Annotated in this window: 15 protein-coding genes; 3 read left to right on the forward strand and 12 right to left on the reverse strand. The window is 64.1% G+C overall.

What is annotated here, in order from left to right:
- Window positions 1-32: 32 nt before the first annotated feature.
- From G513_RS0118235 to G513_RS23975, 6 genes are all read right to left on the reverse strand, one after another.
- A complete protein-coding gene (locus G513_RS0118235; protein WP_022978304.1) occupies window positions 33-785 on the reverse strand; it encodes a 2OG-Fe dioxygenase family protein in 753 nt (250 codons plus the stop codon).
- A gap of 62 nt (window positions 786-847) precedes the next feature.
- A complete protein-coding gene (locus G513_RS0118240) occupies window positions 848-3,262 on the reverse strand; it encodes an efflux RND transporter permease subunit (protein ID WP_022978305.1) in 2,415 nt (804 codons plus the stop codon).
- The gene (locus tag G513_RS23970; protein WP_022978306.1) at window positions 3,259-4,257 is read right to left on the reverse strand and encodes a WD40/YVTN/BNR-like repeat-containing protein; all 999 of its coding nucleotides are present in this window, start codon (window positions 4,255-4,257) and stop codon (window positions 3,259-3,261) included. Before G513_RS23970 ends, G513_RS0118240 begins: the two co-directional genes overlap by 4 nt.
- Before the next feature lie 99 nt (window positions 4,258-4,356).
- Window positions 4,357-5,688 (reverse strand): DUF1329 domain-containing protein, encoded by a 1,332-nt coding sequence (locus G513_RS0118250; protein WP_022978307.1) that lies wholly within the window; start codon window positions 5,686-5,688, stop codon window positions 4,357-4,359.
- 29 nt (window positions 5,689-5,717) lie between these two features.
- A complete protein-coding gene (locus G513_RS0118255; protein WP_051144496.1) occupies window positions 5,718-7,589 on the reverse strand; it encodes a DUF1302 domain-containing protein in 1,872 nt (623 codons plus the stop codon).
- 377 nt (window positions 7,590-7,966) lie between these two features.
- Complete coding sequence (locus tag G513_RS23975; protein WP_022978309.1) at window positions 7,967-9,124, reverse strand: SMP-30/gluconolactonase/LRE family protein; 1,158 nt, start codon at window positions 9,122-9,124, stop codon at window positions 7,967-7,969.
- 171 nt (window positions 9,125-9,295) lie between these two features.
- On the opposite strand from G513_RS23975, the gene G513_RS0118265 reads away from it, so the two are divergent.
- The gene (locus G513_RS0118265) at window positions 9,296-10,954 is read left to right on the forward strand and encodes an AMP-binding protein (protein ID WP_022978310.1); all 1,659 of its coding nucleotides are present in this window, start codon (window positions 9,296-9,298) and stop codon (window positions 10,952-10,954) included.
- 57 nt (window positions 10,955-11,011) lie between these two features.
- Here the strand turns inward: G513_RS0118265 and G513_RS0118270 are convergent, their stop codons facing one another.
- The 6 genes from G513_RS0118270 to G513_RS0118295 form a co-directional block, all read right to left on the reverse strand.
- The gene (locus G513_RS0118270) at window positions 11,012-11,485 is read right to left on the reverse strand and encodes a DUF4442 domain-containing protein (protein WP_028475735.1); all 474 of its coding nucleotides are present in this window, start codon (window positions 11,483-11,485) and stop codon (window positions 11,012-11,014) included.
- 44 nt (window positions 11,486-11,529) lie between these two features.
- On the reverse strand, window positions 11,530-12,396 hold the full coding sequence (gene purU, locus G513_RS0118275; RefSeq protein ID WP_022978312.1) for a formyltetrahydrofolate deformylase: 867 nt from the start codon (window positions 12,394-12,396) through the stop codon (window positions 11,530-11,532).
- A gap of 71 nt (window positions 12,397-12,467) precedes the next feature.
- Entirely contained in the window at window positions 12,468-13,757 is a 1,290-nt protein-coding gene (locus tag G513_RS0118280; RefSeq protein WP_022978313.1) for a thioredoxin fold domain-containing protein, read from the reverse strand.
- Between the two features lie 16 nt (window positions 13,758-13,773).
- A complete protein-coding gene (locus tag G513_RS0118285; protein WP_022978314.1) occupies window positions 13,774-14,517 on the reverse strand; it encodes a hypothetical protein in 744 nt (247 codons plus the stop codon).
- Between the two features lie 82 nt (window positions 14,518-14,599).
- Window positions 14,600-15,661 (reverse strand): SAM-dependent methyltransferase, encoded by a 1,062-nt coding sequence (locus tag G513_RS0118290; RefSeq protein WP_022978315.1) that lies wholly within the window; start codon window positions 15,659-15,661, stop codon window positions 14,600-14,602.
- A gap of 45 nt (window positions 15,662-15,706) precedes the next feature.
- Window positions 15,707-16,483, reverse strand: coding sequence for a DUF1295 domain-containing protein (locus tag G513_RS0118295; RefSeq protein WP_022978316.1), 777 nt, complete (start codon window positions 16,481-16,483; stop codon window positions 15,707-15,709).
- 119 nt (window positions 16,484-16,602) lie between these two features.
- On the opposite strand from G513_RS0118295, the gene G513_RS0118300 reads away from it, so the two are divergent.
- A complete protein-coding gene (locus G513_RS0118300) occupies window positions 16,603-16,998 on the forward strand; it encodes a DUF4398 domain-containing protein (RefSeq protein ID WP_084711619.1) in 396 nt (131 codons plus the stop codon).
- Complete coding sequence (locus G513_RS0118305; RefSeq protein WP_022978318.1) at window positions 16,995-17,408, forward strand: DUF4398 domain-containing protein; 414 nt, start codon at window positions 16,995-16,997, stop codon at window positions 17,406-17,408. The genes G513_RS0118300 and G513_RS0118305 overlap by 4 nt, the downstream gene beginning before the upstream one ends.
- The last annotated feature ends 5 nt before the right edge of the window (window positions 17,409-17,413 follow it).

Consider the following 17,413-nt stretch of genomic DNA (forward strand, 5'->3'; position numbering starts at 1 on the left):
GCCAGCGGGCTTTTTCTTGACCCGCGACCGCCTCAGCGCCGCTTGAACGTCACCACCAGCACGTCACGATAAGCCGGCTGGCTCGGGTCCAGCGCTTCGACCGGCGTCACGCCGTGGCGTACGCGGGCGTCGTCGACGAGCGCGGCGTCGAAGGCATCGGTCAGGGTGAAGCTGCCGAGCGTGTTGCCGCCGGCATCGATGATCGTCGTGGTGCCTTCGGCGATGTTCTGGCGACGGATCATCAGCACCAGCACGTGATCGACGCCATCACGGTGCGCGCCTTCCGGTGTTGGCTGGCCGGCGATGCCGGGGCCGGCTTCGATGCGGAACTGGTGGACTTCGACTTTCCAGTTCGCGACCTCTGGCGACAGCCGTCCGAACAGGCCAGCGCACCAGCGCAGGAGGGTGCCCAGACTGGCACCCGCGCCGATCGCATCGGTGACCGGCTCGAACCAGCGCGCGATGCCGCCGTTCAGCGGGTTGTATTCCAGACCCTGCCAGTGCGGTTGATGCGCCTCGCGCACTAGCGTGCCGCCGGCTTCGATCGCGTAAACCGCATGACGGCGCCTGCGATAACGGCCGCCATCGGCCATGAACGCATCGAGCGCGAGATCATTCCAGCTGCCGCTGAACTCGGCCCAGTCGGCCAGCGAACCGGCGGACAGCAGCGCGCCCTGCATCGCCGCACCGGCGACGAAGGCATAGCCCTCGGTCGCAATCGCTGACCGCAGCCTGGCCGGCGACGGCAAGGCGATGACGGCAGGACGGTTCGGGGCGAGGCTCATGGCGGACGCGGATTATCCGCGAACGCGCGCCGCTGTGAATGGAACGTCGAAGGCAGGGTCGATCAAGCCTTCTTCGCCTTGACGAAAAAGGCCAGCAAGGACGGCAGCAAGATCAGCGCGCCGAGCATGTTGACCAGGAACATGAAGCTCAGCAGCAAGCCCATGTCGGCCTGGAACTTCAGCGCCGAGAACGCCCAGGTTGCGACACCCAGGCTCATCGTCACCGCGGTGAACGCCGCCGCCGCGCCGCGTTCCTTGAGCGCGATGAAGAAGGCTTCGGTAAGCCGCTTGCCATGGTGCAGGTGCACTTCGATGCGGTCGTAAAGGTAGATGCCGTAGTCGACACCGACACCGACGCCGAGCGCGACCACCGGCAGGGTCGATACCTTCAGGCCGATGCCGAGCGCCGCCATCAACGCGTTGTTCAGCAGCGATACCAGCGCCAGCGGGAGGATGATGCACAAGGTTGCGCCGAACGAGCGGAAGGTCAGCAGGCACATCAGGGTGATGGCGCCGAAGATCGCGGCCAGTTCGTGCTTGTCCGCTTCCTCGACCGCTTCATTGGTCGCCGCCATGACGCCGGCATTGCCGGAAGCCAGCTTGAACTCGACCAGCGGCGCGATTGCCTTGAACTCGCTGGCCGGCGAATGAAACTCGAGGTTCCAGTCCTTCACCGACTGCACGATGTGGGCCAGCGTTTCGCCCTGGTGATCGCTGGTGAAGAACAGCATCTGCATTGCCGAACAGTCCGAGTTCAGCAGGCCGGTGCCGGTATCGATCGGTGTCACCGCTTGGGCAAGCACATCGCGATTACGCGCCAGCACGCGCCAGCGCAAGGAGCCTTCGTTGAAGCCGGCGTTGACGATCTTGGCCATGCCCGGCAGCGAAATCGCGCTGGCGATGCCGGCCACGTTCTTCATCTTCCACTCGAACGCGTCCATCGCATCCATCACCCGGTGATCGGTGCAGGCGCCATCGATGTCGTGGGTCTGGACAACGATCGAGATGACGTCGACGCCGATCTTGAAGTTGTTGGTGATCGCCGCGTTGTCGCGGTTGTAGCGGGAATCCTCACGCAACTCCGGCAGGCCCGAGCCGAGATCGCCAACCTTCTGCCCGCGCGCCAGCGCGAAGCCGACGACCAGCAGCACGACGCTGCCGGCAATCGCCCAGACCGCGGTGCGGCGTTCGGCGAAATGCGAGCAGGCGCGCCAGATCGGCTCGAAGCTTTTCTCCTGCGCCTGCTTGGCATCGAGCGTCTTCTGATCGATGCGCAGATAGGTCAGCAGGATCGGCAGCACCATCTTGTTGGTGACGATCATCAAGCTGACGCCAAGCGTGGCGGTGATGCCCAGCTCGCGAACGATGTCGATCTCGATCAGCATGATCACCAGGAAGCCGAGCGCGTTGGTAACCAGCGCCAGCGTCCCCGGAATGAACAGCTGCGAGAACGCAAAGCGCGAGGCATCGGTGGAATCGAAGCCGTCGGCGATCGCGTCCTTCCAGGCATTGGTCATCTGCACGGCGTGACTGCAGCCGATCGAGAAGATCAGGAACGGCACCAGGATCGACAGCGGATCGATGCCGTAACCGGCCAGCGGCAAGCTGCCCAGCAGCCACAGCACCGGCAGCAGCGCGCAGACCAATGCCACACCGGTCAGCTTGGCGGACTTGGTGTACCAGAGCAGCAAGAGTGCAGTGATCACGAAGGCGATCAGGAAGAAGGCGATGACGCCCTTCGCACCATCGGTGATGTCACCCACGGCTTTCGCGAAGCCGATGATGTGCACCGTGATGCCGTCCTTCTGATACTTCGCGCGCAGCGTTTCAAGCTCGGCGGCGATGCGCGGATAGTTCAGCTTCTCGCCGGTTTCCGGATCGACATCGAGCAGATCGGCTCGGATCAGCGCGCCATGCAGATCGTTGGAAACCAGACGGCCGACGAGCCCAGCCTTCTGCACGTTGCGACGCACGGTTTCGAGATCTTCCGGCTCACCCTGGAAAGTGGCCGGGATGACGTTGCCGCCGGCGAAGCCGCCTTCGACAATCTCGATGAAACGCACGTTCGGCGTGAACAGCGATTGCACGGTCGGGCGATCGACACCCTTGATATAGAACAGGTCGTCGGTCGCGGCCTTGAGATCGGCCATGAAGGCCTTGTCGAAGATCGTCGTGGTCTGGCCTTCCACCGGCTCGCGGATCAGCGCGACGATGATGCGATTGGCACCGCCGAAGGTCTGCTCGTAGTCCGTGAACGTCTTCATGTACGGATGTTCGAGCGGGATCATCTTCTTGAAGCCGGCATCCACCTTCAGCCCGCTCGCCGACCAGGCGAGGAACACGGTGAGGGCCGCAAAGATGGCGAGCATCAGGCCGCGATGGTTGAACAGCAGGTTCGACAGGCCCTGGATCAGGCTGCCGAGCGGCCCTTCGATGCGCGGCAGATCGGCCGTGGTCTTGCGCGGCGTCGGCGTCATTTGGCAGCTCCTGCAAGTTCGAGGACGCTGGTGCCGGCTTCACCGAACAGCAGCGCGTGCGTGGCATCGAGCGGCAGCGCCGTCGAGTACGCGGCGACCTTGGCGGGTGCCAGCGGCACGAAGCTCTTGCCGGCATCGCGGCTGATGCGCGCCGTTCCGGCGGAGCCGACCAAGGTCACGCTGCCATCGACACCAACGCCGCCACCGAGCAAGGTCACCGGGCCGGAGCCTTCGGCGGCAGTCCAGCTGGCGCCGGCATCGCTGCTGACGAAGGCCTGGCCACGCAGGCCGAAGATCATCAAGCCTTCGCTGCCGATCGCCAGCGCGCCGAAGTAGGAGCCTTCGTACGGCGGCTTCGCGGCGGTCCAGGTGGCACCGGCATCGGTGGAGATCAGCAGGCTGCCGGATTCGCCGACGATCGCCAGCTTGCCGTTGCCGAACGCGGTGATTGCGTTGAGGTGGCGATCGTCTTCTCCTTCCGTGATCTTGCGGTCGGTCCAGGTGGCGCCGCCGTCCCTGGTTTCCAGATAAAGCCCATAGGCACCGACCGCAATCGCATTCGACGCATCGCGCGCGTAGACGCCGAGCAGCGGTTCTTCTTCCGCAGGCGCGAAGCGCTGTTCCTTCCAGTTCGCGCCACCGTCGGTGGTCGCAGCAATCAGGCCGTCGTGACCGATGACCCAGCCGGTCTTGTCGTCGGCGAAGCGGACACCGGTCAGCATGGTCCGGCGCAGGCCGGCGCCGCGCTGCCAGCTCGCGCCTTCGTCATCCGAGGTGATCGCATAGCCATGTTCGCCGACGGCGACGATGCGCTTGCCGGCGCGCGTCGCGTCGTTCAGCAGCAGTCTTTCCACCGTGGTTTTGGCGACCGGGCCGGCCATCGACAGCACTGCAGGTACAGCTGTGGCCGATTCCTGCGCCGTCACTTGCAGGACTGCGATCAGCGCGCTGGCGCCAAGCAGTCCGGCCAGGATCAATCGTTGCGGCTTGCGCATCGACGTTCTCTCTTGTTCATTGAAGGTTGAAACGAACAGGGCCGGCGGGATGCCCGTCGGCCCTGGTCATCAATGCAGCGAGGGCTTGTTCAAAGCCGATCAGCGGACGCCCGATTCGCGCAACGATGCCGGCGTGAAATCGGCAGCGGTGAGCTTCGATGGCGCGTACATCTTGTCGTCGCCGGTGCGCACGCCAAGCGCCAGGTAGCGGCCCGACTGCAGATCGCTGTGCACTTCGACGGTGCCGAAGGTCATCGGCACGTCCCAGAGCTGGATCGAGTGGTATTCGCCGGTGCGGAACAGCTCGCCGCGGCCGTCGTACTTGTCGACCAGCACCGGCGTCCAGGTGTCTTCGTCGAGATAGAAGGTGCGCCGCGCATAAAGATGAGAGGTGCCTTTCTTCAGCTTGGAATCGACCACCCAGACGCGGTGCAGCTCGTTGCGCACCAGATCGGGATTGAGATGGCCCGGGCGGGTGATGTCGTCCAGCTTGGCGCCGCTCGACAGCTTGTAGCTGTTGTACGGAATGTAGATTTCCTTCTTGCCGACCAGCTCGAAATCGTAGCGATCGGTCGCACCATTGAAGATGTTGAAATCATCATTGGTACGCAGGCCATCGGCCGCCGTGCCCGGGTTGTCGTAAGCGACGTTCGGCGCCTGACGCACGCGGCGCTGGCCCGGGTTGTAGGTCCAGGCCGAGCGGAACACCTTGGTCTGATCCAGCGGCTCATGCACCAGCAGCACCGAACCGGCGAGACGCGCCGGCGCCACGATGCGCTGCAGGAAGTAGAACAGCAGATTGTCGGTACGCTCGGACGGCTTCTTGTTCAGCGAACCGAACTGGAAGTCCAGCTGGTACTGGAAACGCACCGGCGTGTAATCGCCGCCACGGGTCACGGCCAGCTGGACGTTGTCGGTCTCGTAGGTTTCGCCGCGATAGCGGGTCAGCGCATTCCAGATCGCTTCGTTGCCGTTTTTCGGTGTCGGGAACGGCAGGCCGCCGTTGGTGCCGAGCACGCCGTTGCCGGAGTCGGACAGCTTCGACTTGCCGGCATTGCCTTTGGTCTCGTCGTAGTAGCCCTTCGGATAGACGCCGGTGCGATGCGTCGGATAGACGTTGATCTTGTAGGTCGGGTACTTCTTGAACGTCGCCAGCTGGCCGGGGGTCAGGTTGGCCTTGTGCTCTTCGGCGTTGGCGGGAGTGATGACCAGGGTCGGCTTTTCCGAAGCAAACGGATCCGGATAGAGGATGCCCGGCTTGAAGCCGGCCGGTGCCTTGAGGACTTCGCCGGTCCAGGCCGGAATGGTGCCAGCCGGGTTGGCGCCTTCATCGGCGCCCATCACGGTCAGCTGCTGGGCCGAGGCCGAAAACGCGGTCGTCGCAGCGAATGCGATAGCGACGAAAGGCGTGGTGATACGAGTCAGTTTCATGGTTCTTTTCATGTCGGGGCTCCTGGTCTTCAGAACGCGTAGGTCATCGTCAGGGCGATGAAATCGCGATCCTTCAGAGGATTGGCTGCCGTGCAGTAATCGGCCCGCTGACCCGCGGCGGCACCGTTGCTGCCGGCCAGCGCCGGGTTGGTCTGATCGTCGGCGCCGCAGTAATTGCGGCCGCCGAAGAACGAGGTGTACGAGACGTCCACCGTGTAGACCTGCTGGTAGTTGAAGTTGACGCCGACCGTGGCCGCCTGCGCGCCTTCGTTGAAGGTCGGGCTGACACCCTTGACGTCATGCGAGAACACCGCGCGCGGCGACACGTTGATGGCACCGATCAGGCTCAGGTAATCCAGGCGGGCCACGGCGCGATAACCCCAGGAACTCTGGGTTGCATAGCCGCCCTGCTGGATCGAACCGCCGGCCGCCGCATTGGCTGAGGCCTGCAGCGCCGGCAGCGCCGTGCCCGGGCCATCGAACAAAACGCCGCTGGGCAGATCGAGGAAGGTGTAGCCCACCTCGCCGACCAGCGCGAGTTGCTGCGCGCCGAGGACGGTCGGCACCACTTGCGTCGCGGTGGTCTGGATCTGGTGCGCCTTGACGCGCTGCCAGCCGCGGATCTCGGCACCGGCGGCGATATCGGCCGGATTGGGCGCGAAATTCGACGGCAGGTTGAGTGCGGCGATCAGCAGTTCGGTGGCACCGCGCTGCAAGGGCAGATTCGGGCGATAGGTGTACTCGCCCTGCAGCGCCATGCCGTTCGGCAACTGGGTGTTGAACGACAGCCCGAACAGATCGATGTTTTTCGGGTACTCGAGGAAGTATGCGGCGCTGCCATTCTGACCAGTGGCAGCGCCGAGCGGCGTCGGCGTCAGGATCGAGGTGGTACCGCTGCCAGGATTGGGGTGCGTCGACTTCAGCGCCGAAACCAGCGGCACCCGCGAGTGATAGCGCAGGTAGTAGGCACCGAACTCGGTGGAGCCGAGCCAGTCGGCCAGGTAGCGCGTGGCGACACCGAACTGGCCGAAGCCGTTCGGACGATCGCGGACACCGGTGCGGCCCACCCAGACACTGGCCGCCGGATCGAACGGCCCGAGGCCAAGCTGCTGGGTGGTCGGATAGGCCGGACTGTTCGGCGGGATCGGGTTGCCGCTGAAATCGTCATCGCGACGGCCGAAGGTCACCACGGCGCGATTGCCATCATCGCTGGCGATGTCGGTGGTCGAGAAGTAGGAGCCGCGCGGGTCGAGCAGGAAGTTGTCGAAACGGGCCTGGACGTAGGCTTCCAGCGTCACCGCGTCGGTCAGCTCCTGCGAGAACGACAGCATCGGCGTCGGTCGCAGCGCTTCGCGCAGTTCCGCACCCGGTGCGCGCAGGCGCAGGATGTCGAGCGGGTTGGTGGCGTTGATGCCGTTCTGGATGAACGTCGACTCGCCCCAGTTGATCACCTGGTTGCCGATGCGGATGTTGGTGCTGCGATTGCCGAACGGCTTGCTGCTGAAGCTGAGGAAGGCGTCGAGAAGTTCGTACTGCATCTGCAGGCGGTCACGACCGCGGCCACCGAAATTGTCGAGATCCTGGGCGACCTGAAGATCGAAGAACTCGGAGCCGCGAACGAACAGGCTGAGGTCGCTGCCGTACTTCAACTCCAATTCGTGAGTAGCACGGAAAACCTGGTTGACGATGTCGCCAGCGTCGTAATTCAGATCGCCATCATCACCGTTCACCGAACGTGCAGAGCCGCCGTTGGCGATGCCGACGAGACTGTCGGAGCGTCCCTGCGCGCGCCACAGCGCGCCGTAGGAAATGGTGTTGTCGAGATTGCCCTGGATCGGGCCGAGCTCGAATTGGAATGCGGAAGCCGGGAGCGCTGCCAGTAGCGTCATGGCAGCTGCCATGACTACTACTGGAGTCTTCGGCCTGAACGACGCACGCGGGCACGCCACCACGTTCACGGGATCGTGAGTCATCGCTGTCATCTCCTCTCGCTTGCGGCGCTGCTCGCGGGGCAGCGTCGTCCGGCATTAGCCGTTAGTTGTCGACCGCCTGTTCCGGGCTTTCACCGTGTTGACAGGCGATACCAACCGCCTCTGTTCCGAACTGGAATCAGACTTGGTCGACTACGTATACGAGTGAAAAAGACCAATTGCAACAACGCAATCCGTGGGCCAGCGAGGTGCAGAAAAATGCTTTGTGAAGGTCTTGTGAAAGGCTACACAAGCTGTTTAACGAAGGCTCGACATGTCATCCGGAAGCGGTCGACATGGCGTCCATTTCAGCGCTCGTCGGAAAGCGTCGGTTGGGTCGGCGTCTGCTCCCAACCTGGCGGTGGTGCATCGCTGCCGGGGACTGCGAATTGGAGCGGCAGGCGTGCGATCGAAGACTCTGATAGCGAGCCGAAGTAGAGCCACGGCCCGTGTTCTTCGACACTCATGATCGGCGCGTAGGCATCGTCGGCCTGGTACTGCAGATTGGCGATCAGCTTGCCGTCGAGATCGAAGCCGAGCACGAACGCATGCGGGGTGCCGTGAATGCCGAGCAGGTTCTGGATCGGCACCGGCAGATTGGCCAGCATCCTGCGAACGGCCGGCCATTGGCTCAAGCCATCGAGCGCCGGATCACGAACGCTGGGCAACGCGACCCAGACGCGATCACGGCCGTTGAAGCTGAGGTTGTCCGGGAAGCCCGGCAGGTTGTCGGCGAACACTTCGCGAGTGCCGGCCTTCGGTCCCTTCAACCAGAAGCGGGTGATCCGATAGGCGCCGGTCTCGGCCACCAGCAGCCACTCGCCATCAGGGCCGACGGCGATGCCGTTGGCGAAGTACAGGTCTTCGAACAACACCGCGGACTGCTGCTTGGCGAGGTCTTGCACGATCACCCGGCCGTGCGGGCGATGTTCGAACATGTCGAGCAGGTAATACGGGTTCGGGAACTTGGTCGACGCGTCGGTGAAGAACGCCAGCGTGTCGCCGGCAAGGTGATCGACGTCATCGGTGAAGCCCAGCGGCACACCGCCGGCGCTCTTGCTCAGCGGAATGATCACGCCATTCGGATCGATGCTCAGCAGGCCCCTCCCCGAGTCGGCCACCAGCAGGCTGCCATCGGCCTCGGCAACGATGCCCAGCGGCCGACCGCCCGTGTTGGCGACTTCGCGATAGCGCTCGCCTTCCGGCGCCAGGCGCACGATGCGGCCGTCTTCGTAGCCGACATAGACCGCGCCACTGGCATCGACGGCGACACCTTCCGGACCACGGCCGACATCGACCAGCAAGCGCTGCGCATCTTTCAGGATCGTGTTAGGCGCATACGGGCCTTCGAGCTTCGGCGCGACCGGCGCCATCCAGGCCACCGGATCGACGTTGGTCGGCTTGAGCCACAGAAACAGCAGCGCGAGCGCAACGCTCAGCAGCACGGCGAGCAACAGCTTTTTCATCAGGACTTCCAGAGTCGGGCAGGCAGGTCGAGCCACATGGTTTCATGGATCACCTGCTCGTCACAGCCAGCGCCCGGAGTCGGCCCGCGCTGGCGATTTGTGCCCGAAACGTCAGCTTGATCCGTTTGTTAGCATCTGCGCGCACAACTGTACCCAACCGCGAGAAACCTCATGTCCCAGCTGCCGAACCCGGTGCAACAGCTCCTCAAGCGTGCTGCCGAAACGCCGAACGAGCCCTATCTGCATCAGCCGGTGAACGGCGTCTGGCGCAGCTACACCTGGGGCGAAGTGGCCGAGCAGGCCCGGCGCATGGCCTCGGCCTTGATCGCGATGGGCCTGAAGCCGGGCGATGCCGTCGGCCTCACCGGCATGAACAACGCGCACTGGTTCATGGCCGATTTCGCCTGCGGCCTCGCCGGCCTGATCGGCGTTGGCCTGTATCCGAAGCAGAGCGAAGACGCCGTCCGCTTCATCGCCGGCCATGCCGGCATCAAGGCCGCGTTCATCGGCCCGATGCCCGATGCCGCCGGCTTTCTCGGCGCCCTGCCGGCCGAGGTCGTCCGCATCGCGCTGCCCTATCCCGGCGTTGCCGAGTGCGCGCAGAACTGGGATCAGCTGATCGCGGCCAACAAGCCCCTGGCGACGCCGGTGGAGCGCGGAGCGGATGAGGTCTGGAGCCTGATCTATACCTCCGGCACCACCGGCAATCCGAAGGGCGTGATCATCACCGCGGCCAATCTGGCGTTCACCGTTGCCGGTGTGCTGCGTGATCAGCCGCCGGTCGCCAGTGGCGAGCACTTCCTGTCCTATCTGCCGCTGGCCCATGCCTTCGAGCGTGGCGCGGTCGAGACCGCCAGCCTCTATCTGCCTGCGCAGGTGCATTTCCTCGAAGAACTGGAAAAGCTGCCGCAGACCCTGGCGATGGTCCGCCCGACCCGCTTCTACGGCGTGCCGCTGGTCTACAGCCGCGTCCAGGGCGGCATCCTGAAGAAGCTGCCGCAGGCCAAGATCAATCGGCTGCTGTCGATTCCGATCGTCTCCGGCTTCATCCGCCGCAAGATCCGCAAGGGCTTGGGGCTCGATCGCGCCTGGCTGGTGATCTCCGGCGCAGCGCCGTTGCCGCGGCCGATCATCGAATGGTTCGCCAAGCTCGGCATCGACGTGCTGCAGGGCTACGGCATGACCGAGAACTCGATCTACGCCAGTCTCAATCTGCCCGGCCAGAACAAGGTCGGCTCGATCGGCAAGCCCTATGTCGACGCCGGCCTGCGCATCGCCGAAGACGGCGAGATCCAGTGCAAGCATCCGGGCAACACGCCGGGCTACTACAAGGATCCGGAGAAGACCGCCGAACTGTTCACCGCCGATGGCTGGCTGCGCACCGGCGACAAGGGCCACATCGACAGCGACGGCTATCTGTTCATCACCGGCCGCGTCAAGGAAATCTTCAAGACGCTGAAGGGCAAGTACGTCAGCCCGGCACCGATCGAGGGCAAGTTCGGCACCAATACGGCGGTCGAGCAGATGTGTCTGGTCGGCACCGGCCTGTACCAGCCGATGCTGGTGCTGTCGCTGAACGCCGATGCCCGCAAGCTGCCGCGTGAGCAGATCGAGGCCGGGCTGGTCGCGACGATGAAATCGGTCAACGCGACCCTGGAGCCGCACGAGGAAATCTGCAAGATCGTCGTCACCAAGGATGCCTGGACGATCGACAACAGCCTGATGACGCCGACCATGAAAGTGCGGCGCAACGAGATCGAGAAGCGCTATCTGGAACTGCTCGGCAAGCTCGAAGCGGATCGCAAGACCAAGGTCTACTGGGAAGATTAAGCTTGAGCTGAACCAGCAAAAAAGCCCTGGAAACAGGGCTTTTTTCGTGCAGCTTCGTCAGGCAGCAGGCTTGGCCTTCCGCTCCGGCTTGCGGCGTATGTACAGCTCTTTCTCGACTTTGGCGACCAGCTCGCCCTTGGCATCGAGCACTTCGACCTGGAACAGCGGCAGATACTTGGCACCGCTTGCGGTCGCTTCCCTGGCAGCCGCGATATCGGCCTCGCTCAAGCGGAATTTCGCACTGACCGTGCCCTTGCCCGGCCGTACGAACTCGATGCGCGCCGCCTTGTCCCAGACCAGGTAGCCCTCCCCGAGTACGGCGACGAACATCAGCACATAGAACGGGTCGACCATCGCGTACAGGCTGCCGCCGAAGTGCGTGCCGAAGGCATTGCCGTTGCCCGGCAGCTTCTTCAGCACCACGTCGATCTCGCGGAAATCCTTCGAGACATGGCTGATCTGGATGCCGGCGCCGAGGAATGGCCGGTACAGGTTCATTGCGCGGCGGAACACGGTCGCGTTGCTGTACATCAGCTTCGAGAAAAGGTCCGCGGCTTTTGCCGCCACGCTGGCCACTAGTTGAACACCACGGTCTTGTTGCCATCGACGATGATCCGGTCCTCGACATGCCAGCGCACCGCGCGCGCCAGCACCTGACGTTCGAGATCGCGGCCGAGGCGGCGCAGTTCGTCGATGCCTTCGGAGTGCGACACGCGGGCCACGTCCTGCTCGATGATCGGGCCCTGATCGAGATCGGCGGTGACGTAATGGGCCGTCGCACCGATGATCTTGACGCCGCGCTCGTAGGCTTGGCGATACGGATCGGCGCCGACAAACGCCGGCAGGAACGAGTGGTGGATGTTGATGATCTTCGACGGCCAGGCGGCTGCGAAGTCGCCGCTCAAGATTCGCATGTAGCGCGCCAGCACGATGAAATCGGCCTTGGCCTCGACCAGCAGCTTCTGCATTGCCGCTTCGCTCTCGGCGCGCGTCGCCGTCTCGAACGGCACGTGATGGAACGGCACGCCGAAACCTTCCACGGCCTTGCGCAGTGCTTCGTGATTGGAGATCACGCAGGGAATGTCGACACGCAGCTCGCCGCGCTGCCAGCGCCACAGCAGTTCCATCGCCGCGTGATCGTGCGCGGACACCAGGATCGCCAGGCGCGGCTTGTCGGCCGCGTAGCTCATCCGCCAATTCATCTGGTACTGGGCAGCGACGGTGTCGGCGAAGGCCCGCTCGAGCGCTGCGCGCGGCAGGTCGATCGCCGGCGTCTGGAACTCCAGACGCATGAACAGCTGGCCATCGGACGGGCTGGTCGAGTGCTGATCCAGTTCGGTGATGTTGGCGCCGTGGTGGTACAGGAAAGTGGTCGCAGCGGCGACGATGCCGGGCTTGTCGTCGCAGCGGATCAGCAGGCGGGCAATGGTTTCAGGGTTCATGAAGATCAGCGATGAAGAGGTATCGATGGCTGCTGCGCAGAAACGCGCAGTCTTGAGGGAAAAGCGAGCGCTCAGCCAACCGCGGCCTTGAGCTTGGCGACCTGCTCGGGGAAGAACGGGCCGTTGGCTTTCAGCGCTTCGGCGACGACGACCTTGGCTTCATCGCGACGGCCGAGCTTGATCAGCGCGTCGGCGCGGTACTGCGCAACGGTCAGCCGGTTGAGGCCATAAGCCTTCGGTGCCGCCTGTGCGAGCCAGGGCAGCGCCTTCTCCGGCTCGCCGCGCTCGATCAGGTTGCGGCCGTAGCGGAAAGAGTAGACGTAGTCGTCCGGGTAAGCGGCAATGAGCTTCGGGAACAGCGCATCCAGCGCTTCGTAGCGCTTGGCGAGATCGAGGTACAGGCGCAGGTTGTCGGCGAGATTGCGGTCGCGCTTGAGATCGAGTTTCTTCGCGCCCCCGAGGCGACGCTCGGCGTCGGCGATCGCCTGATCGAGCACGGCCGCCTCGCGCTGCTTGTCGCCAAGCGTGGCGGCAAGATCGGCGGTCGTGGTGATCAGGCTGCGGGCATCGGCACAGCTTGGCGTGGCGATGAACACTCGCTTGGCGAGCAAGGCGTTCATCACCGGCTGCTGCGCGGCGTAGAGCTTCTGCTGCTCGCCGGCCGGCAGGCTGGCGGTGCATTGCAGCGCGCGGTCGAGTTCGTACGCGCGCTCGCAGCCCAGCTCGCCCGCCAGCACGGCGGGCGCCGCGGCAGCACAGGCAGCGGCGTCCTTCGCAACGGACGCCTTGCGCAAAGCCAGTCGTGATTGCCACAGCGCAGCGTCGGCATCCTGATCGACCGCCTTGCGCGCAGCAGCCGGCAAGCCGTTCAACCAGTCATTGGCGCCGTCGACATCAGCCCGCGCGGCATAGGCCTGCAGCACGCTGCGCGCGGCGACCAGCGAAGCCTTGCCGTCGTCCTTGACCTGGCGCTTGCGCTGATCGAGATCGCTGCCGCGCGCGATGATCGCGGCGATCTCGGGATAGAACTGGGCGCGCGTGCGTTCCAGCGGAATGCGGCCGAGTTCCTGGCCCGTGGCGTCGAGCACGATGTAGCTGGGCAGGCCCTTGACCGTCCACTGCTGCATCCAGCGCGCGCCTGCCGGCGAGTCGGCGTCCAGTTCGACGATCACGGCCTTCTTTTCCAGAGCCGTCCACTCCGGGCCGGTCTTCACGTGCTTGGCCATGAAGTAGCAGGAGTAGCACCAGGGCGCGTAGAAATCGACGATCACCGGCGCCTGGCGCGAGGCGGCCAGCTTCAGGGCGTCCTCGACGGCGGTATCGCTATCGCCGGCGCGCGAGGCACCAGCGACCAGCAGCAAGAAGACTAGAAGGGCTTTATTCCAGCGGCGGAAGATTGGCAGGCGCATCTTTCGGCGGCGTGTCCGTGTAAACGATGCGGACATTGTAGGCCTTGCCTGTCGCCGGATCGTGCATGTTCGAGACGCCGCGATACTCGAGCAGATACCGTGTTTTCACTTCGTAAGTCAGATCGAGTCTGTCGACGAACAGCCGCAGCAGCGAATCCGGCTCCACCAGCAGCTTGATCGCCGGCTTGCCTTCGAAGCTGGTGTCGCCGACTTTCCTGCAGCGGAAACTGTAGGTATCGAGCTGGCCGGCGACGCCGAACTGGAACTTCATCGTCTCGCCTGCCTGCAGCTTGTCGAAGCTGGCGACGATGGCGCTGTGGAAGCCGGAATCCGCGCCCATGCCCGGGGTCTTGGTGATGACCTTGGTCTGGGTCTTGCCGTCCGAGGTCTTCAGCATCGTGTAGCGATCGGCCTCGACATCGGTGATCGCTTCGACGTAGTGCTCCTTGAAGATTTCCAGCTTGAAGACCGGGATCAGCGGGTCCTTGGTCAGGTCCAGCGTCTTGGCGGCGATCTTGTTGCCGGCCGGATCGAAGTAATTGATCGTGCCATCGATCCAGCGCGTGCCGTCGAGCTTCTGACGATGCACTTCGGTGTACAGGTACTTGTCGGTTTTCAGATCGTAGGCATAGCCCCGAAAACGATGATCGACCGGCGCAGCGGCAGCCGTAGCCACGACCGCGAGGAGCAACAAGGCAGCGACGGTTTTCATGACAGGCAGGGTTTCCGGGTAAGTGCTGGTGGGACCACGCGGGCGACGCCGAATTCCGCTGCCATGAAGTTATTGGTCACGCTCAGCGCTTGGTGAACAGGTAGTGGCCGACGCCCCATTCGTTGCCCTCTGCATAGCCGAACAGTTCGGCCACGGCCATGTAGAACATCCGCCAGCGCTGCACCCAGATCGGCGCCTGCTGCTTGCCGTAGCCGGCCTCGAAGATTTTCAGGATCTCGTCCTTGTGGGCGTCCATGCCGGCCAGCCACTGGTTCGAGGTCTTCTCGTAGTGCCGGCCGTCGACCCACCACTGGCGCTGCAGCGCCACGTGATCCTGGAAGTTCAGAAGCAGGTTTTCGCTCGGCATGGTGCCGCCAGTGAAGAAGTACTTGGACATCCAGTCGTCCTCGCCCTTCACCTCGAAGTGATAGGCGAGCAGCTTGTGGACGAAGATGTGCACGAACAGCTTGGCGTCCGGCTTCATCCAGCGGCTGATCTTTTCCAGCAGCAGACCGTAGTTCTTCATGTGCTCGAACATCTCGATCGACATCACTCGATCGAAGCCCGAGTCGATCAGCGCGCCGGAGGTCTGCGCCGTCGCCGGAAACTCGTGGCTGACGATGTTGCCGGTGATGATGGTCAGGTTGGCGAAGCCGCGCTCCTTGGCACGCGCTTCAATGTATTCGCGCTGGCCGTGCGAATTCGACAGGCCGACGATCTGCGCATTCGGATACTTCTCGGCCAGCCACAGGCTCAACGATCCCCAGCCGCAACCGAGATCGAGGATGCGCATGCCATCGCGCAGTTCGGCGCGCTCGGCGTACAGCGCCAGCATCGCGTCGCTGGCTTCGCCGAGCGTCTCGTTGCCGGTGGGATACAGGCAGCACGAATACTTCAGCCGCGGCCCCAGATGGGCGTGGAAGAACGCCGCCGGCACTTCGTAGTGCTGCTCGTTGGCAGCGCCGGTTTCGACCGCGATCGGGCTGGCGCGCAGCTCGTCGAGAAATGCGTTGTAGCGCTGGCTGCGCACCTCGCCGTCCTGGTTCGCCTCGTCGACCAGCCGCCGCTTCATCAGTTGCCGCATGCCCCAGCGCGACAGGGAATCGGGAATCAGGCCTTTCTCGCAGAGATCGATGACGTTCATGCTGGAATCAGTGGGGGAGTGAAGTACGGCAGCGGTAACGCAGGTTCAGGACTTCGGCGGCCAGGGAATGAACATGCTGGTGGTGCGCATGTAGTCGGCATAAGCGGGACGCGACTGGACCATGTGCGCTTCGAGGATCGGCACGCCGGACATCTTCAGCAGCAGCCAGGCCATGATCGCGGCGGGGATGATCGCCACCCACCACAGGCCGGTGCCGATCGCCAGCGGCACATAGGCGAGCCAGTGCATCGATTCGAAGAAATAGTTCGGGTGTCGCGAGTAGCGCCACAGGCCGCGCTGGCAGACCTGGCCCTTGGTTGCGGGATCGGCCTTGAAGCGTTCCATCTGCCAGTCGGCGATGCCTTCACCGGCGACCGCGATGACCCAGATCGCCACGCCCAGTGCCATCAAGGGGACACTGGCGTTGCCATCGCGAAACGCGACGACCAGAAAGCCGACCGACAGCAGCCAGGCGATCAGCGCCTGAAACTGGAAGAAGCCGAACATCTTCAGGTTCACCGAATCGCCCCATTCGCGGCGAAACTTCGCGTAACGGGCGTCTTCAGGCTTGCCGGCGTTGCGGAAATAGAGATGGGTGCCGAGGCGAAAGCCCCAGAGCCCGCCGAGCACGCCGAGCAGCAAACGGGTCTCGACCGGGGCGGTCCCGAAACTTGCGTACCAGACGGCCAGGAAGCCCAGGCTCCACGACCACACCGGGTCGACCATGCCTGCATTGCGGGTTTTCAGCTGAATCGCCCAGACTAGGGTGAGTACCAAGGCGACGATGGCGAGGCCGGAGATTGCAGCGAATGCTGGAGTCATCAGATCGAGTGATCGAAATACACGGGTCAGTGCAATGCATGCGAGTTTACGGCGCAGAGGCTGATTCGGATGACCCAGGCAACAACGGCGCAACCTAGAACCACAACAAGAACCGAACGATGATCGATAACGCTCAACTTCATTCCCGCCGCCTCGGTGTCGCCTCGGCGATGCTGCTGGTGGTGCTGAGTCTGGCCGCCTGCAGCGGCCGCAACGCCAAGCCCGGCGAATCGCTGGCCGATGCCGAAACCGCCGTCGCCCGCGCCGAACGCGCCCGCATCAGCGACTACGACTCGGTGTCCTGGAAGGCTGCCCGCGACAATCTGGCCCGTGCCCGCGCCGCCAGCGGCAACAAGGAAACCGAGATCACCTCGCGCTGGTATGCCGCCCAGGCCAAGGCCGATGCCGAACTGGGCATCGCCCGCGCCGAGCGCTCCCGCCTGGCCGCACTGAACATGTCGCTAAAGCGCGACATCGAAGCGCTGCAATCGCCGAACTCGGGAGGCACGCCATGAAGCCGGCCCGCTATCAGCTGCCCCTGATCGTGCTGGGCAGCCTGCTCGGGCTGTCGGCCTGCGGCTTGAGGCTGGCATCGAATGGCCTGCCCACGTTCTCGCCAGCGGCGGAAGCGCCGGCGCAGGGCGTCGAGCCTTCGACCGCCGCCGTCGCCCGCATCCGCGCCAGCCTGCTGACCCTGCGCAGCGATCCGGCGCTGGCGGCACGGGTGCCGGACGAACTCGCCGCAGCCGAAGCGGCACTGCAGAAAGCCGACAGCAGCCAGCACGACAAGATCAACGGACCCGGCCTGCTCTATGTCGCCGAACGCAAGGCCGAATACGCGACGACGGTGGCCGAACAGCGGGCACTGGAAGCCGAGTACGAAGTGCTGCGCAAGCAGCGAGATGCGCTGAAGGGCGGCCGCTAGCAGCA

Origin of the sequence: Nevskia ramosa DSM 11499, assembly GCF_000420645.1 — a bacterium.
GTDB classification, from domain to species: domain Bacteria; phylum Pseudomonadota; class Gammaproteobacteria; order Nevskiales; family Nevskiaceae; genus Nevskia; species Nevskia ramosa.

Bases quoted from the DNA above. Each gene is read 5' to 3' on its own strand.
- G513_RS0118270 (WP_028475735.1), bottom strand. From the start codon at position 11,485: ATGTACAGCAACGCGACCGTGTTCCGCCGCGCAATGAACCTGTACCGG.
- G513_RS0118300 (WP_084711619.1), top strand. From the start codon at position 16,603: ATGATCGATAACGCTCAACTTCATTCCCGCCGCCTCGGTGTCGCCTCG.
- G513_RS0118240 (WP_022978305.1), bottom strand. From the start codon at position 3,262: ATGACGCCGACGCCGCGCAAGACCACGGCCGATCTGCCGCGCATCGAA.
- G513_RS23970 (WP_022978306.1), bottom strand. From the start codon at position 4,257: ATGCGCAAGCCGCAACGATTGATCCTGGCCGGACTGCTTGGCGCCAGC.
- G513_RS0118305 (WP_022978318.1), top strand. From the start codon at position 16,995: ATGAAGCCGGCCCGCTATCAGCTGCCCCTGATCGTGCTGGGCAGCCTG.
- purU (WP_022978312.1), bottom strand. From the start codon at position 12,396: ATGAACCCTGAAACCATTGCCCGCCTGCTGATCCGCTGCGACGACAAG.
- G513_RS0118255 (WP_051144496.1), bottom strand. From the start codon at position 7,589: ATGGCAGCTGCCATGACGCTACTGGCAGCGCTCCCGGCTTCCGCATTC.
- G513_RS0118290 (WP_022978315.1), bottom strand. From the start codon at position 15,661: ATGAACGTCATCGATCTCTGCGAGAAAGGCCTGATTCCCGATTCCCTG.
- G513_RS23975 (WP_022978309.1), bottom strand. From the start codon at position 9,124: ATGAAAAAGCTGTTGCTCGCCGTGCTGCTGAGCGTTGCGCTCGCGCTG.
- G513_RS0118265 (WP_022978310.1), top strand. From the start codon at position 9,296: ATGTCCCAGCTGCCGAACCCGGTGCAACAGCTCCTCAAGCGTGCTGCC.
- G513_RS0118235 (WP_022978304.1), bottom strand. From the start codon at position 785: ATGAGCCTCGCCCCGAACCGTCCTGCCGTCATCGCCTTGCCGTCGCCG.
- G513_RS0118250 (WP_022978307.1), bottom strand. From the start codon at position 5,688: ATGAAACTGACTCGTATCACCACGCCTTTCGTCGCTATCGCATTCGCT.
- G513_RS0118285 (WP_022978314.1), bottom strand. From the start codon at position 14,517: ATGAAAACCGTCGCTGCCTTGTTGCTCCTCGCGGTCGTGGCTACGGCT.
- G513_RS0118295 (WP_022978316.1), bottom strand. From the start codon at position 16,483: ATGACTCCAGCATTCGCTGCAATCTCCGGCCTCGCCATCGTCGCCTTG.